Source organism: Luteimicrobium sp. DT211 (assembly GCF_049844995.1).
Lineage (GTDB): Bacteria > Actinomycetota > Actinomycetes > Actinomycetales > Cellulomonadaceae > Luteimicrobium.
Map to the genome: position 1 here is coordinate 51,148 of NZ_JBNCMC010000007.1, position 14,699 is coordinate 65,846.

At 75.2% G+C, this 14,699-nt stretch carries 14 protein-coding genes; 8 read left to right on the top strand and 6 right to left on the bottom strand.

Annotated elements, in window-relative coordinates:
* Window positions 1-56: 56 nt before the first annotated feature.
* Entirely contained in the window at window positions 57-815 is a 759-nt protein-coding gene (gene lexA, locus ACLQ14_RS15550; protein ID WP_425814629.1) for a transcriptional repressor LexA, read from the bottom strand.
* 387 nt (window positions 816-1,202) lie between these two features.
* Between lexA and ACLQ14_RS15555 the strand changes: the two genes are divergently transcribed.
* The 3 genes from ACLQ14_RS15555 to ACLQ14_RS15565 all read left to right on the top strand — a co-directional run bounded on the left by ACLQ14_RS15555 (window position 1,203) and on the right by ACLQ14_RS15565 (window position 2,572).
* On the top strand, window positions 1,203-1,457 hold the full coding sequence (locus ACLQ14_RS15555) for a LysM peptidoglycan-binding domain-containing protein (RefSeq protein ID WP_425814631.1): 255 nt from the start codon (window positions 1,203-1,205) through the stop codon (window positions 1,455-1,457).
* Between the two features lie 309 nt (window positions 1,458-1,766).
* Window positions 1,767-2,312, top strand: a complete 546-nt coding sequence (nrdR, locus tag ACLQ14_RS15560) for a transcriptional regulator NrdR (RefSeq protein WP_425814633.1) — start codon at window positions 1,767-1,769, stop codon at window positions 2,310-2,312.
* A gap of 71 nt (window positions 2,313-2,383) precedes the next feature.
* Window positions 2,384-2,572, top strand: coding sequence for a DUF5302 domain-containing protein (locus ACLQ14_RS15565; RefSeq protein ID WP_425814635.1), 189 nt, complete (start codon window positions 2,384-2,386; stop codon window positions 2,570-2,572).
* Window positions 2,573-2,707: 135 nt separating this feature from the next.
* On the opposite strand, the gene serA is transcribed toward ACLQ14_RS15565, so the two are convergent.
* A complete protein-coding gene (gene serA, locus ACLQ14_RS15570; protein WP_425814637.1) occupies window positions 2,708-3,907 on the bottom strand; it encodes a phosphoglycerate dehydrogenase in 1,200 nt (399 codons plus the stop codon).
* A 4-nt stretch (window positions 3,908-3,911) separates the two neighbouring features.
* Window positions 3,912-6,272 carry a HelD family protein gene (locus ACLQ14_RS15575; RefSeq protein WP_425814778.1) on the bottom strand — a complete coding sequence of 787 codons (2,361 nt, stop codon included), beginning with the start codon at window positions 6,270-6,272 and terminating at the stop codon, window positions 3,912-3,914.
* 242 nt (window positions 6,273-6,514) lie between these two features.
* On the opposite strand from ACLQ14_RS15575, the gene ACLQ14_RS15580 reads away from it, so the two are divergent.
* Together ACLQ14_RS15580 and ACLQ14_RS15585 are read left to right on the top strand one after the other, a co-directional pair.
* Window positions 6,515-7,441, top strand: coding sequence for a proteasome assembly chaperone family protein (locus ACLQ14_RS15580; RefSeq protein WP_425814639.1), 927 nt, complete (start codon window positions 6,515-6,517; stop codon window positions 7,439-7,441).
* A 163-nt stretch (window positions 7,442-7,604) separates the two neighbouring features.
* Complete coding sequence (locus ACLQ14_RS15585) at window positions 7,605-7,808, top strand: cold-shock protein (protein WP_425814641.1); 204 nt, start codon at window positions 7,605-7,607, stop codon at window positions 7,806-7,808.
* A 29-nt stretch (window positions 7,809-7,837) separates the two neighbouring features.
* Here the strand turns inward: ACLQ14_RS15585 and ACLQ14_RS15590 are convergent, their stop codons facing one another.
* Window positions 7,838-8,827: a spermidine synthase gene (locus ACLQ14_RS15590; protein WP_425814643.1), complete on the bottom strand. Its 990-nt coding sequence runs from the start codon at window positions 8,825-8,827 to the stop codon at window positions 7,838-7,840.
* A gap of 71 nt (window positions 8,828-8,898) precedes the next feature.
* Between ACLQ14_RS15590 and ACLQ14_RS15595 the strand changes: the two genes are divergently transcribed.
* Genes ACLQ14_RS15595 through ACLQ14_RS15605 form a run of 3 tightly spaced genes read left to right on the top strand, consistent with a single transcriptional unit; the run spans window position 8,899 to window position 11,058 of the window.
* On the top strand, window positions 8,899-9,363 hold the full coding sequence (locus ACLQ14_RS15595; RefSeq protein ID WP_425814645.1) for an SAV_6107 family HEPN domain-containing protein: 465 nt from the start codon (window positions 8,899-8,901) through the stop codon (window positions 9,361-9,363).
* A complete protein-coding gene (locus ACLQ14_RS15600) occupies window positions 9,360-10,625 on the top strand; it encodes a DNA polymerase IV (protein ID WP_425814646.1) in 1,266 nt (421 codons plus the stop codon). Before ACLQ14_RS15595 ends, ACLQ14_RS15600 begins: the two co-directional genes overlap by 4 nt.
* A gap of 31 nt (window positions 10,626-10,656) precedes the next feature.
* Window positions 10,657-11,058, top strand: a complete 402-nt coding sequence (locus ACLQ14_RS15605) for a DUF3040 domain-containing protein (RefSeq protein ID WP_425814648.1) — start codon at window positions 10,657-10,659, stop codon at window positions 11,056-11,058.
* Here the strand turns inward: ACLQ14_RS15605 and ACLQ14_RS15610 are convergent.
* Together ACLQ14_RS15610 and ACLQ14_RS15615 are read right to left on the bottom strand one after the other, a co-directional pair.
* A complete protein-coding gene (locus ACLQ14_RS15610; RefSeq protein WP_425814650.1) occupies window positions 11,006-13,387 on the bottom strand; it encodes a transglutaminaseTgpA domain-containing protein in 2,382 nt (793 codons plus the stop codon). The genes ACLQ14_RS15605 and ACLQ14_RS15610 overlap by 53 nt on opposite strands.
* Complete coding sequence (locus ACLQ14_RS15615) at window positions 13,378-14,697, bottom strand: DUF58 domain-containing protein (protein ID WP_425814652.1); 1,320 nt, start codon at window positions 14,695-14,697, stop codon at window positions 13,378-13,380. Before ACLQ14_RS15615 ends, ACLQ14_RS15610 begins: the two co-directional genes overlap by 10 nt.
* Between the last annotated feature and the right edge of the window lie 2 nt (window positions 14,698-14,699).

Sequence of the window (14,699 nt, forward strand, 5' to 3'; positions counted from 1 at the left end):
CATCGGTTCGAGCCGGCGCCGCTGGCCGAGCTGGTCCGCCCGCGGGCCGCGCCGCGTCAGATGCTGCGCAGCACGCTGACGACGCGACCGAGCACCTGGGACTCGTCTCCCGGGATGGGGGCGTACGCCGCGTTGTGGGGGACGAGCCAGACGTGGCCGTCGGCGCGCTTGAACGTCTTGACCGTGGCCTCGCCGTCGATCATCGCGGCGACGATCTCCCCGTTCTCCGCGACGTTCTGCCGGCGCACGACGACCCAGTCGCCGTCGCAGATCGCTGCGTCGACCATCGAGTCGCCCACGACCCGCAGGAGGAACAGCTCGCCCTCGCCGACGAGCTGACGGGGGAGCGGGAACACGTCCTCGACGACCTGCTCGGCCAGGATCGGTCCGCCGGCGGCGATCCGGCCCACGACGGGCACGTAGGCGGGCGTCTGAGGGAGCTCGCTGACCTCGGCGACGGCGAACGCGGAGTCCTGGGTCAGCGGAGGGATCGCGCGGGAGTCGTCGGCCTGGACGACCTCGATCGCACGCGGGCGGTTCGGGTCCCGCCGTAGGTAGCCCTTGCGCTCGAGCGCCGTGAGCTGGTGCTTCACGCTCGACGGGCTCGTGAGCCCGACCGCCTCGCCGATCTCGCGCATGCTCGGCGGGTACCCGCGGTCCTCGACCGAGGCGCGGATCGTGTCGAGGACGAGGCGCTGCCGTCGGGTCAGGCCGTCGGGGCCGGTGGGGGTCTCGGTGAGGGACCGGACGGTAGCGAGCGTGCCGTCGCCGTCCTTGCCCGGTCCGCGCGTCGTGCCGGTGGTGCCGCTGGCCATGCCGTCCTCCTTGCGAGCCTGTGCGTCCTGCTCGACGCTCCCTGTCCGTTACGCCCACCGTAGGGCACGTGACGTGCAGTTTCAAACATGTGTTCGAGCGTGTCTCGACATCTGTCGGCGTGCCGTGCTATGAATCGTACAGACGTTCGACGTACACCTGTTCGAAGGGTCCGAGGGGCTCGGCGGGGTGCAGCGGTCGGGCGGTAGAGGTTCGTACGAGCGGTGAGGTGTGGCATGAGTGCGACGGTGAGCTGGTCCTTCGAGGTCGACCCCGCGGGTCGTGGCGCGACGCGCACGCCGCGACGCGACCGCCCTGCGCCTCGTCCGGCGGGTGCGGCGCACCCGGGCGCGTTGCGCCTCACTCGCCGCGGCCGGATCGTCGTCGGCGTGGCGGCCTTTCTGCTCGCCGGTGCCGGCGTGCTGGCGACCGGGAGCGCGCACGCGGGCGCGCCGTCCGCCGGCATCGAGGTGACGCGTCACGTGGTCGAGCCCGGTGAGTCGCTGTGGGTGCTGGCTCGCTCGGTCGCGCACCCGCGCGAGGATCTCCGGGACGTCGTGGCCGAGATCGAGAGGCTCAACCACCTCGCCGGCGCGGGGCTCCGCGCGGGCGAGGTGGTGCTCCTCCCGGCGTCCCGCGGCTGAGGGCCCCGTCTTGCTTTAGAGATGAGGTTCCCCTAAGTTAGGCGTACCTCACCTGATGGCTGGGGGGTCAGAGGTGCGGTTGTCGCCCTACACGGCGGCAGGCACGTCCGTGTACCGCGCGGCGAGTCGCGGCACACGCAGGGGACGGGGGCGTCCCGACGGGGACGGTCGCTCACGCGGCCGTCCCCGTCTCTGCATGATTCGGGGGCGTCGTGATGCCAGGTGCGTCGTGGCGGCCGGCCCTGACACTGCGCGGGTGCGGCACCTAGTAGGTTGAGCACCGTCCCCGGCCCACTCCTTGGAGCTCGCATGCACTGCCCCTTCTGTCGGCATCCCGACTCGCGTGTCGTCGACTCGCGCACGTCCGACGACGGTCAGTCGATCAGGCGGAGACGCCAGTGCCCCCACTGCGGCCGGCGATTCACGACGATCGAGACGGCGAGCCTGTCCGTCGTGAAGCGGTCCGGGGCGACGGAGCCGTTCAGCCGCGACAAGATCGTCGGCGGGGTGCGCAAGGCGTGCCAGGGCCGACCGGTCTCGGAGGACGACCTCGCGCTCCTGGCGCAGCGGGTCGAGGAGACGTTGCGCAGCTCGGGCTCGGCGGAGCTCGACGCCTACGAGATCGGGCTGGCGATCCTCGGACCGCTGCGCGAGCTCGACGAGGTCGCCTACCTGCGGTTCGCGAGCGTCTACCAGGGCTTCGACTCGCTCGAGGACTTCGAGGCCGCCATCACGTCGCTCCGCGTCGACCGCGAGCGGCGCGACGCGTCCGGCGGCTCGGACGGGGAAGAGCACGGCGAGCGGACGGGGGACGTGCCGGCCGAGCAGCCGGAACCCGAGGCGGCCGGCGGGTAGCACACCGATTTCCCGTGGCGCGGACGTCCGCGTCACGGCAGGCTGGAGAGATCCGACGGAGGAGGAGCACGATGAGCGACCCCGGACAAGGGTCCGAACAGGACGCCGAGGCGGTCAAGGCCAAGTTCCGCGAGGCGCTGGACCGCAAGAAGGCCGCGCAGCACACGAGCGCGTCGGACGGTGCCCGTGACCACGGGTCCGTGCACGGGTCGGAGACGCAGGGGCCGGTCCGCCGCGAGTTCCGGCGCAAGTCCGGCTGACGAGGTCCGCGGCCGCCCGAGGGCGGTCGCCCGGCACACGCAGCGAGGGCGGCCGGTTCCGTCGCCATGACGGCGACGGAACCGGCCGCCCTCGTGCTGTGTGCGGCCGCGATGCGCGTACGGCCGCGCGATGTGTCAGGCGAGGACGCGGAGGCGGACCGTCTGGTCCATCGCGGCGAGCGCCTCGGTGACGCCGTCGGGCAGCGGGGAGCCGATGTCGGTGACCACGTAGCCCAGCTCGCCGCGCGTCGCGAGGAGCTGGCCCTCGATGTTGACGCCGTGCTGGGCGAGCGTGTTGTTGACGGCCGCGAGCACGCCGGGGGTGTTCCGGTGCAGGTGGGCGATGCGGGCCACGCCGGTCGTCTGCTCGAGCGCGAGGTTCGGCAGATTGACGGAGAGCGTGGTCGAGCCGGTCGCGACGTAGTCACGCAGCTTGTTCGCCACGAACGTGCCGATCGCCTCCTGGGCCTCCTCGGTGGAGCCGCCGATGTGCGGGGTGAGGATCACGTTCGGCAGGCCGCGCAGGTCGGACTCGAACGGGTCGCCCTTGCGCTTGGGCTCGTGCGGGAACACGTCGATCGACGCGCCGCCCAGGTGGCCGGACAGGATGGCCTCGCGCAGCGCGCCCGTGTCGATCACGAAGCCGCGCGACAGGTTGAGGAACAGCGCGCCCGGCTTCATGCGCGCGAACTGCTCGGCCCCGAAGAGTCCGGCGTTGCCCTTGCGGCCGTCGACGTGCAGGGTCACCACGTCCGCGACCTCGAGGAGCTCCTCGAGCGACCCCATCCTGCGGGCGTTGCCGAGGGCGAGCTTCTCCGACGTGTTGTAGAACGCCACGGACATGCCGAGGCTCTCGGCGACCACCGACAGCTGCGTGCCGATGTTCCCGTACCCGACGATGCCGAGCGTGCGGCCCCGGACCTCGTGCGCGCCCTCGGCCGACTTGTTCCAGACGCCGGCGTGCATCTCGGCGTTGCGGTCGGTGAGGCGGCGCGTGAGCGCGATGATCTCGGCGAGCGCGATCTCCACGACCGAGCGGGTGTTCTGGAACGGCGCGTTGAACGTCGCGACGCCGCGCTCTGCGGCCGTGCGCAGGTCGATCTGGTTGGTCCCGATGCAGAACGCGCCGAGGGTCATGAGCGAGGGGGCGGACTCCAGGACCTTGGCGGTGACGTTCGTCTTGGAGCGGATCCCGAGCAGGTGGACGCCGTCGAGGGCGTCGATCAGCTCGGACTCGTCGAGCGCACCCGTCCGGGTCTCGACCTCGAACCCGGACGACTCCAGGATCGTGCGGGCGTGGGGATGCAGGTTCTCGAGGAGGAGGGCGCGTAGCACGGCTCTATGGTGCGCTGTCGTCTCGCCTGGTGTCGAACGAGTTCCGCCTGCCGGACGAAGGCGTCGGCCGGGACGGTGCCCGGCGGGCGCCGGGCACCGGGGGCGCGGCGGGTCGCTCATCCTCAGGGCCGACCAGTCCGTCCGGGAGCGGGCCCTGGTGGACCGCCACGAGGCGGCGGGTCGGGCGCGTCAGCGCGACGTAGAGGTCGGACGCGCCGGAGCGCCCGGCGGCGACGATCTCCGCCGGCTCGACCACCACGACCGCGTCGAACTCGAGCCCCTTGACCTCGAGCGGCGTGAGCACGACGACCCGTGCGTCCGCCCCGCCGGCGAGGAGGGCGGCGGCGCGCTCCTCGCCGAGCGCGTCACGGAGGGCGTGCCCGACGGCGTCGGCGACCTCGACCCGGCGTCCTGCGGCGGCGACGACGGCCACGCGCCCGGTGCCGTCCGGCCGGACGACGTCGGCGACCTGGGCGGCCGTCTCGGCACCGGCGACGGCGGCCGCGTGCCCGCCCGCAGGAACGAACCGGAGGGCGTCCTCCACGTCGCGGGCGGAGCTCAGCCGCGACACCGGCAGCCCGGCGGACCGGGCGAACCGCAGCGCGGCGTCGGCGACCGCGGCGGGCGTGCGGTAGTTGACGGTCAGCTCGGACACCGACCACGCGTCCCGGAAGTGGGGACGCAGGGCGGCGCTCCAGGAGCGCGCGCCACCCAGCGCCGCCGTCTGCGCGACGTCGCCGACGACCGTGAACGACCGGGTGGGGCAGCGGCGGACGAGCGCGCGCCAGGCCATCGGGGTGAGCTCCTGGGCCTCGTCGACGACGACGTGCCCGTACGCCCACGTCCGGTCCCCGGCCGCCCGCTCGGCGGTCGTCAGGAGCGGCCCGCCGTCGGCGAACCGGCCCGCGAGCGTCTCGGCGTCGACGAGGCCGCCGCCGGCACCCGAGGACTCGAGCACCTGGCGCGCGTACTCGAGGTCGGCGGCGTCCTGCTCGGCGCGCTCGCGCGCCGCGGCGCGGTCCAGCGCGTCGTCCTCGCCCAGCAGCTCGGCGGCCTCGTCGAGCAGCGGGACATCCGACTCGGTCCAGCCGGCCCCCGCCGGCCGCGCCAGCAGCCGACGGTCCTCCTTGGTGAGCTCCGGGGCGGCCTCGGCGAGCCGGTGAGACTTGGTGAAGAGGTCCTCGACCAGGCGCGCCGGGGTGATCGGGAGCCAGGCGAGGTTGATCGCGACCCGGACGTCGCGGCTGCGCCGGAGGTCGTCGAGGAGCTCGGCGCGGTCCGCCTCGGGGTCGCCGATCGCCTCGGCGTAGCGGTTCGCGAGGCGGCCCAGGACGTCGCGTGCGAAGCCGGCGCGGGCCTCGTTGTGCGGCCGGTGGGAGCGCCGGGCGCGGCCCAGCGCGTCCCGGACGTCGGCGCGGCGCAGCACGAGCGACTGCCCTTCCACGACGAGGGGCACGTCGGCTGCGGGCACGCGCTCGCGCGCCCGGACGGCGCGCTGGAGGATCCGGGACCAGACGGCCCGGCCCTTGATCTCCGCGACCTCCGGACCGTCGGCGGCGGTGACGGTGACGCCGGGCAGGAGCTCCGCGACCGTGGTGGAGACGACGCCCGTCTCGCCGAGGGACGGGAGCACCTGGTCGATGTAGTGCAGGAACGCGCGGCTCGGCCCCACCAGCAGCACGCCGGTGCGCTCGAGCTGGCGGCGGTGCGCGTAGAGGAGGTAGGCGGTGCGGTGCAGCGCGACGGCGGTCTTGCCCGTGCCCGGGCCGCCCTGGACGACCAGGGTGCCCGCGAGGGGCGCCCGGATGATCTCGTCCTGCTCGCGCTGGATGGTTGCGACGATGTCGTGCATGCGGGCGGTGCGCCCCGCGCCGAGCGACGCCAGGAGCGCCCCCTCGCCCGCGAGGGTGCTCAGGCCGAGCCGCTGCGTCGCGTCGAGGTCGAGCACGTCGTCCTCGATCCCGAGGACCCGGCGCAGGCGGGTCGTGAGGTGGCGCCGCCGTGCCACGTCGTCGGGGTGCGCCGCCGTCGCGCGGTAGAACGACTGCGCGGCAGGCGCGCGCCAGTCGGTCAGGAGCGGGGTCTGGTCGGGGTCGGTGAGCCCGATGCGGCCCACGTACCGCGCCGTGCCGTCCGCGAGGTCGAGCCGTCCGAACACGAGCCGGTCCTCGACCGAGCGCAGCTGGGCGATGCGGTCCTCGTACAGGGTGGCGAACGCGTCGCGCTCCGAACGGTTCTGCGGCGAGCCGCTCGGGCCCTGGCGGCGGACGTCGCGCAGCCGCCCCCACGTGGCCTCGCGGAGCTCGTCGAGCCGGCCGTACAGCGTGTCGACGACGCCCTGCTCGCGGTCGAGCTCGAGCCGCATGCGCTCGTCCGCCGGGGTCTCGTCCGGAGACCCGGTGGGGGCGTCGGCGCGGGCATCCGTCGCCTGTGGTGCGTCCTGCGGCGTGTCCGGCACGAGCCCTCCGATCCTCGTCGCGCGGGCGCGCGCGGCGGCCATCAAGTATGGCGCACGGCGGCGGGGTCGCGGTCCCGGGAAGCGGTGGGGGCCTCCGTGTGTTGACGCACCAAGAGACGGACGACGACCGAGGCGTAGGAGGACGACGCGTGCTGGACCCCCGAGGGATCTACGAGATCGACGAGCAGGCCGTGGCCGAGCTGCTCGGCGCGCCGGACGAGCGCGGGACCGGACCGGTGCTCGTGCACGTGCTGCGCGGCTTCATCGACGCGGGGGGCGTCGGCGAGGTGGTGCGCGAGCACCTGCTGGAGCACTCCGAGGCGCGTCGGCTGGTCACGTTCGACGTCGACCAGCTCCTTGACTACCGCTCCAAGCGGGCGTCCATGACCTTCGAGAGCTCGCGCTGGGCGTCGTACGACGAGCCGGCGCTCGTGATCGACCACCTGCGCGACGCCGAGGGCACGGGCTACCTCGTGCTGCACGGCCCCGAGCCCGACCTGCAGTGGGAGCGGTTCGTGGCCGCCGTCCAGAGCGTCGTCGAGCAGCTCGGCGTGTCGCTGGTCGCGACGGTCCACGGGGTGCCCATGGCGGTGCCGCACACGCGCCCCAGCACGCTCACCGTCCACGCCACGCGGGGAGAGCTCGTGGGCTCGAACCCGTCCTGGTTCGGCCGGGCCGAGGTCCCGGCGAGCGCGGCGGCCCTGCTCGAGCTCCGGCTCGGCCAGGCCGGCCACGACGCCGTCGGGTACGCGGTGCACGTGCCGCACTACGTGGCCCAGACGGCGTACGCACCGGCCGCGCTGCACGCCCTGCGCATGCTGCAGGGCGCGACGGGGCTGGAGCTCGCCAGCGAGGAGCTCGAGGAGACCGCGCGCGAGACGACCGACGAGGTCGCGCGCCAGGTCGCCGAGTCGGACGAGCTGCGAGCGCTCGTCCGCGGGCTCGAGCAGCAGTACGACGCGTTCGCGCGGTCCTTCGGCGCGACGAGCCTCCTGGCCGACGACGCGCCGCTGCCGACCGCGGACGAGCTGGGCGCCGAGTTCGAGCGGTTCCTGGCCCAGCGCTCGGACGACTGACGGACCGGCGTCTGACCTGCGGCGACACTCCGGCGGATCTCTGGCCGCTCCGACCGGTTCGTGCCAGACTGTCCGCGTTGCCGTGCTGGCACGGCGGCACAGGGGCGGGCGAAAGGGTCCGGCCACCGATGTCCCGGACGGGCAGAAGGACAAGAGGAACAGCATGGCGCAGGGTTCTGTGAAGTGGTTCAACGCGGAGAAGGGCTACGGCTTCATCGCCCAGGACGACGGCGGCGCCGACGTCTTCGTGCACTACTCGGCGATCGACAGCCAGGGCTACCGCTCGCTCGACGAGGCGCAGCGCGTCGAGTTCGAGATCACCCAGGGCCCCAAGGGCCCCCAGGCCGAAAAGGTCCGTCCGCTCTGACGGACCGGGCCGCCGCCGGGCGGCGGTGACTACGAGACGCCGCGTCCTCCCTCGGAGGGCGCGGCGTCGTCGTGCGCGGGACGGGCCGCGGCCCGGAAGGACGCGAGCTCGGCGCCTCCCAGCACGTGGGCGGGCACGGGCAGGGACCGCAGCCGGCGGGCGAGCGCCGCGTCGTCGGCGAGGGGGTCCGGGCGCTCGACCGCGTCCCCGCCGCCCGCGTGCTCGGGGGGACGCCGGGCGGCGAGCACGAGGTTCCCGTAGCGGCGGCCGCGCAGGAGCGCGGGCTCGGAGACTACGACGACGTCGTCCGCGCCGGCCGCGTCGAGGGTTGCGGCCTCGGCGCGGGCGAGCGGCAGCGGCGGCCGGTCGGCGCAGTTGGCGAGATACAGGCCGCCGGGCCGCAGCACCCGCCAGACGTCCTGGACGAACTCGACGGTCGCCAGGTGGGGTGGCGTCGTGTCGGGGGCGAACACGTCGCGCACGACGACGTCCGCCCAGCCGTCGCGCAGGGTCGCGAGCACGGCCCGCGCGTCGCCGGCGCGCAGCCGCAGCCGGGGCGCGCGAGGGAGCGCGAACCAGCCGCGGACCAGCTCGAGGAGGCGGGCGTCCAGGTCGACCGCGACCTGCTCCGAGCCCGGACGCTCGTGCTCGACCCACCGGGCGAGCGAGCAGCCGGCCGCGCCGAGGTGGACGACGCGCAGCGGGCCCGCGGGCAGCGCGTCGACGAGCGCCGCCATCTCCTGCATGTACTCGAAGGTGAGCAGGCCGGGGTCGTCGAGGTCGACGTAGGAGCTGGGCGCGCCGTTGACGAGCACCGTGACGGCGTTGCGGTCCGGGTCGGGCTCGAGCTCCACGACGCCGGTCGTCGTCGCGACCGGTCCCTCGGGCAGCCCGGTGGGGAGGGCCCCCGCGCCGCGGCGCCGTCGCCCGCCGCCCCCGGCCCCGCCGGGCTCCGCCGCTGTGGGTGGCTCGGAGGATCGTGGGTCCTGTCGGGGGTGCCGGTTCCGGCGTGCGCTCACGGGTCAAGTGTGGCAGCGGTTGACAGGTTCGAACACGTGTTCGATCCTGGGTGCTCAGGAGGTGGCGAGTGATGGAACGGACGGAACGCAGCGTCCAGGGTCGGGCGGCGGCCCGGGCGGCGGCCCCGGCGCCGGTCGAGGCCCTTCGCCTGCTCGCGCGCGCGGACCACGAGCTGGTCGCTGCCTACGCCGCGGCCGACCCCGCCGAGCGGTTCGTGCACGCGCACCTCGCCGCCCTGCGCTCGGCGGCCGCGGTGGTGGCACTCCGCGGCCGGCCCGCCGCGCGGAGGGCGAGCCGCTCGGTGTGGTCGCTCGTCGAGGTCGTCGAGCCCGGCCTCGCGCCCTGGTCGGTCTACTTCGCCGGGGGAGCGCGGACGCGCGCCGCGATCGACGCGGGCCGGTTCGACGCGGTCGACGCCGGGCGGGCCGAGGAGCTCGTGCGCTGCGCCGAGGACTTCCGGGACGAGGTCGGCATGCTGGTGGACCCGGGGGCGGCCTTCAGCCTCGTCCCGGGATCGCGGGCGAGGGCGTCGTGAGCCGAGGGCCGCGTGCTGCGTCCGCCCGACGGGACTGGGGGGACGAGGAGGACGGCTGCAGCGTCCTGCACGTCGACATGGACGCGTTCTTCGCGTTGGTCGAGCTGGCCCGGCGCCCCGAGCTGCGCGGCCTGCCCGTGATCGTGGGCGGCCAGTCGCGCGGGGTCGTGCTCTCCGCGACGTACGAGGCGCGCGCGTTCGGCGTGCGGTCCGCGATGCCCATGGCGCGCGCGCTGGGGCTGTGCCCGCAGGCGGTCGTCGTCCCGCCGGACCACACCGCCTACCGCGAGGTCTCGCGTTCCGTGATGCAGGCGTTCCGCGACGTCACGCCCATCGTGGAGCCCGTCAGCGTCGACGAGGCGTTCCTCGACGTGTCCGGCGCGCGGCGGCGGCTGGGTCTGCCCAGCCGCATCGGCGCCGCCCTGCGCGAGCGCGTGCAGGCGGAGCACGGCATCACGTGCTCGGTCGGCGTGGCGTCCACCAAGCTGGTCGCGAAGCTCGCCTCGACGCACGCCAAGCCCGACGGCATGATGCTGGTCCCCGCCGCGGCGAGCGTCGACTTCCTGCGCTCCCTGCCGGTCGGCGCTCTCTGGGGCGTGGGGGAGCGGACCGAGGAGTCGCTCGCGCGGCGCGGCATCCGGACGGTCGCCGAGCTGGGAGACGCCGACGTCGCGTGGCTGCGCGCGTTCCTCGGCCCCAGCCTCGGCGGCCACCTGCACGACCTCGCGTGGGGGCGCGACCACCGGTCGGTCACGCCCGCGCACGAGGAGAAGTCCATCGGTAACGAGACCACGTTCCCGCAGGACGTCCGCGACCGGGCCGTCGTCGCGGCGACGGTCCTGGAGCTCGCGGACCGCGCCGCCGCGCGGCTGCGCGCGCAGGGCCTCGTGGCACGCGTCGTGACGGTCAAGGTCCGCACCAGCGACTTCCGGACGGTGACCCGGGCGCGCACGCTCGTCTCACCCACCGACACCGGGCAGGAGATCGGCGCGGTCGCGCGCGAGCTCGTCGCCGCGACGGACCTGCGCGGGCTCGCGGTCCGGCTCGTGGGCGTCCGCACCGAGCAGCTCGAGGAGCGCGGACGCGCCGCGGTCCAGCTCACGCTCGACGACGCGACCAGCGAGGCGCCCCTGGTGGTGCGGGCGGCCGAGGAGGCGCTCGACGCCGTCCGGGCCCGGTTCGGCGCCGCGTCGGTACGTCGTGCCTCAGCTGTGACCCGCTCGACTACCACCCTGAGCGGCGGGGAACTATCCTCGGAGTAACAACACGTCAAGCGAACGACCGGAGGTCGTCATGCCTCTGTCTGAGTACGAGCAGCGAGTCCTGGAGCAGATGGAGCAAGCTCTGACCTCGGACGATCCACGGCTCGCCAACACGCTCCAGTCCGCCGAGCGGCATCCGCTCTGGCGATACGTCGTCGGCTTCCTGGCGGCGGCCGCGGGCCTGCTCGTCCTCGTGCTCGGCGCCGCGGCCTCGCAGTGGTGGCTCGGCGTCGGCGGCTTCGTCCTGATGTTCGCGGGTGTGGCGTTCGCACTGCTGCGACGCCGCGCGAAGCCGGGGCCGATCGGCGTGGTCGGCGGTACCCGAACGACGGCGTCGCCCGCGCGGCCCGCCGCACGCACCACGAAGCGCGAGTCGTTCCTCACTCGCCTCGAGGAGCGTTGGGACCGGCGCCGGCACGAGGGCGGCCGCTGACCTCACGCTGGACGGCCGCGACGACGTCGTCGACCAGGTTCGCCCATCGCACCGCGCGCGCGTCGCGCGCGGGCGCCTGCGCCGTGCCGCGTTCGGCACGCTCTGCGGCGCCGTCCTCACCCGTGCGCGCCGGGACGGCCGACTCGGTCGCCGCACCGGGTCGGCTGTAGCGCTCCGACTCCACCGCGCGCGCGAGCTCGCGCAGCGCACCGTCCGGGCCGTCGCCCCACGTCCCGTGAGCGTCGTGCACCGCGGCCGCGACCAGGCCGGGCACCTGGCGTGGCGTCGCCGAGTCGGACCACGTGACGCCCTCGGAGGCGAGCCGCCGGCGCAGCCCCGCCCACGCCGCCTCGGCGTCGTCGATCGGGCGTGAGCGGCGCCTCCGCGCGACGACCACGGTCACGACCGCGCCGGCCAGCACCAGCAGCAGCGCGATGCCGACGACCGCGACGAGGCTCCCGTCCCGTCGTGTCGCGGCCGTGCCGACGGGCTGCGCCTCGGACGTCGCGGCCTCCTCGGAGGCGGCCGGCTGCGGGTCCGTCGTAGCGCGTCCCGTCGGGACGTCGTTCGGCTGCGAGCTCTGCGACTGCGAGCTCCCGTAGACGTCGGTGTAGCTCGGCGCGATCCCGGACTGGACCGCGGGGGTGGGCTCGAACCTGACCCAGCCCGACTTCTCGAAGTACACCTCGGGCCACGCGTGCGCGTCCTGGCCCGTCACGTTCGTGACGCCGTCCGCGCCCGGAGCCCGCGTGAGGTAGCCGACGCCCACGCGCGCCGGGATGCCGAGCGTGCGCAGCATGACCGCCATGGCGGTCGCGAACTGCACGCAGTAGCCCTCCTTCGTCCGGAGGAACGACCAGACGGCGTCCGAGCCCTCCTTCGGGGCCTTCGTGGAGTAGGTGAACCGCTGCGCGTCGCGGAAGTACGTCTGGAGGTCGAGCGCCTTCGCGTAGTCCGTCGTGTCGCCGTCGGTGATCTTCTTCGCGAGCGCCTCGACGTCGCCGACGTGCGCCGTGTCGGGCAGGGCGAGGGCCTCCTTGCGCAGCTTCTCGGGCAGGTCGCTGTCCGAGCCGAACGTCGCGTCCTCCTGCTTGAGCTGGTCGGCCGTGAGGTCGCGCTGGTGCACGGTCAGCACGTACGGGGACTGCGCGTCGCGCGTCACGCGGTAGACCTCGTCGCGGTCCGCGTCGTAGCGCAGCGGCCCCGGCGTGGTGGTCGCCACGCCGCGGGGGTCGGTGGTGACCGCGAGCCGGTAGCGCGGCAGCTGCTTCGGGTCCACGCGGACGGCCACCGTCTGGCCGGCGGTAGCCGCCGACGGCGTCGTTCCGAGCAGCTGACCCTGGGCGACGTCCTCGGCGTCGCTGAGTACGTCGTCCGGCTTCCACGACGAGCCGTCGAAGTTCGTCAGCGTGTACACGCGGAGGGGCCCGACGGCCGGCGCGTCCGCGGATCCCGAGCTGTCCGCGCTGCTCGAGCCGGTGGCGCGGACGGTCATGACGACCGTGTCCGGACGGTCGCCGAGGTCCCGCAGGACGTCGAGGTTGTTGCCGAGCCGGGCCGAGGTGCCGCCGGAGCCGAACAGGTCGGCGAGGGGGCGCGAACCGCTCTGCTGGACGGCGACCGCGCCGGCGCCGACCACCAGGGAGACGGCGGTCACGGCGGCCGCGACGCCGACCGCGGCGGCCGTGGTCGTGCCCGCGTCGCGGGCGCCCGGCCTGGTGTCGGCGCGCGAGACGGCGAGCAGCACCAGCAGCGCCAGGACGGTGGCGGCGACGCACGCGACCGGGACGCGGGCGTCGATCGTCAGCGACGGCAGCCACAGCACGAGGGCCGGGACCGCGGCGGCCACGGGGGCGCGCAGCGTGACCGCGAGGACGTCGCCCAGCAGGTACAGCGCCAGCGTGGCGCTCAGGATCGCGCTGAGGACGGGCGCGGAGGCGTCGACCGGCGCGACCGACTCCGAGGCGAGCTCGTGCAGCCGCCCGAGGGCGGTGAACGCCGCGGACACCGGGTCGTCGGGCAGGGGCGCGGCGGTGGGGTCCGCGACGGCCTGGGAGGTGCCCAGCGTCACCCACAGGAAGACGGCGACGGCGCCGCCGACCAGCGTGGGGGCGACCGTGGCCAGCGGCCCGGCGCCGCGCGTCTGCGCCGCCCAGCGCACCCCCGCGACGACGGCCACCACGAGCGCGAGGCTGCCGAGGACGACACCCACCCAGCCGCCGGGAAAGACGACCTTCGTGAGCGTGAGCGCGCCGGCGCCCACGGCGACCGCGACGAGGACGGTCTGCGCGAGCGCGCGGCGTCGGGCGTTGAGCGAGCTCAGGACCATGCGGCCTCCTCGACGAGGTTGAGCCAGGTCGCCTCGAGGCCGCTGCCCTCGACGACGGCGAGGGCGCGCCAGCCGGCGGCGCGGAGCGCGGCGACGGTGTCCTGCGCGGCGCGGTGCTGGGCCGGCGGTGCCGACCGGTCGACCACGACGACGGCGGCGTGGTCGCCCTCGCCGCCGAGGTGCGCGAGCGCGTGCTGCGCCGCACCGGACTGCGGCCGGAGGACGGCGAACGTCAGCTCGTCGGCGTGACGGTCCACGCGCAGCGCCGCGGCGGTCGCGGCGACCGCGCGGTCGGCCTCGGTGCCGTCCCGCAGCCCCGTCAGGTCGACCGCCTGCTCGAGGATGCCCGAGCGGCCCTCGCCGCGGCCGCCCGGCACGTGCGGCACCGCGGCGACCGCGCCCTCCGCCGCCGTCCCGACGATCCGGCCGGCGTGCCCGGCCTCGACCAGCGAGACGGCGATCGACGCCGCGCACTCGACGGCCCACTCGCCACGCTCGCCCGGGCGCGCGTGGTCCCAGGCCCGGCCGCTGTCGCGCGAGGGGAGCAGCCCCCGGTCGAACAGGACCGTCACGGGCGGCAGCCCCGCGCCCTCGTCGGACCGGACCATGATCCTGCCGCGTCGCGCGGCGCTCGCCCAGTGGATGCGTCGCGGGTCGTCGCCCGCGACGTACTCGCGCAGCACGGCGTCGTCGGGGGACGCCGCGCGCGAGCCGCTGGCGGCGTCGCTCGCGACCGCGAGGCTGCGCGCGGCCCGGACGGGGAGCGGGTAGGTGCTCGGCCAGACCGTGACGGTCGTCGTCGACCCGAACGGCTGGACCGTCCGCACCAGGCCGAACGGGTCCTCGACGGTGGCGCTCGCCGGGCCGAGGAGCCAGCGGCCGCGCGCGGAGGGGTGCAGCTGGTAGGTGACGACGATCTCGTCGGCCCCGGTGCGCTGCGTGCCCCGGGGCGGCCGGTGGGAGAGCTGGGTCGAGACGTTCTCCGCGACCCGTGTGCGCGCGAGCTGGGCGGTCGCCGCGGAGGTGAGATGGGCAGGGCGCACCGCGAGGCGGGCCTCGGTGACCTGACCCCGGACCACCGGGTTCGGCAGCACGCGCCGGGTGGTGGTGAGCGCCGTGCGGCCCCGGTCGACCCCCACGAGACGCATCCACAGGGCGGCGGCCGCGACCGCCACGAGCGGGGCGACGCCGACGCCCACGACGTCGGGCAGGTGCAGCCCCACGCCCGCGAGCGCGAGGATCCCGCCGCCGACGACCAGGACGACGCCGCGGTCGGTGAGGCGGAAGCGGGTGGTGCGCGCCCCGGCCATGC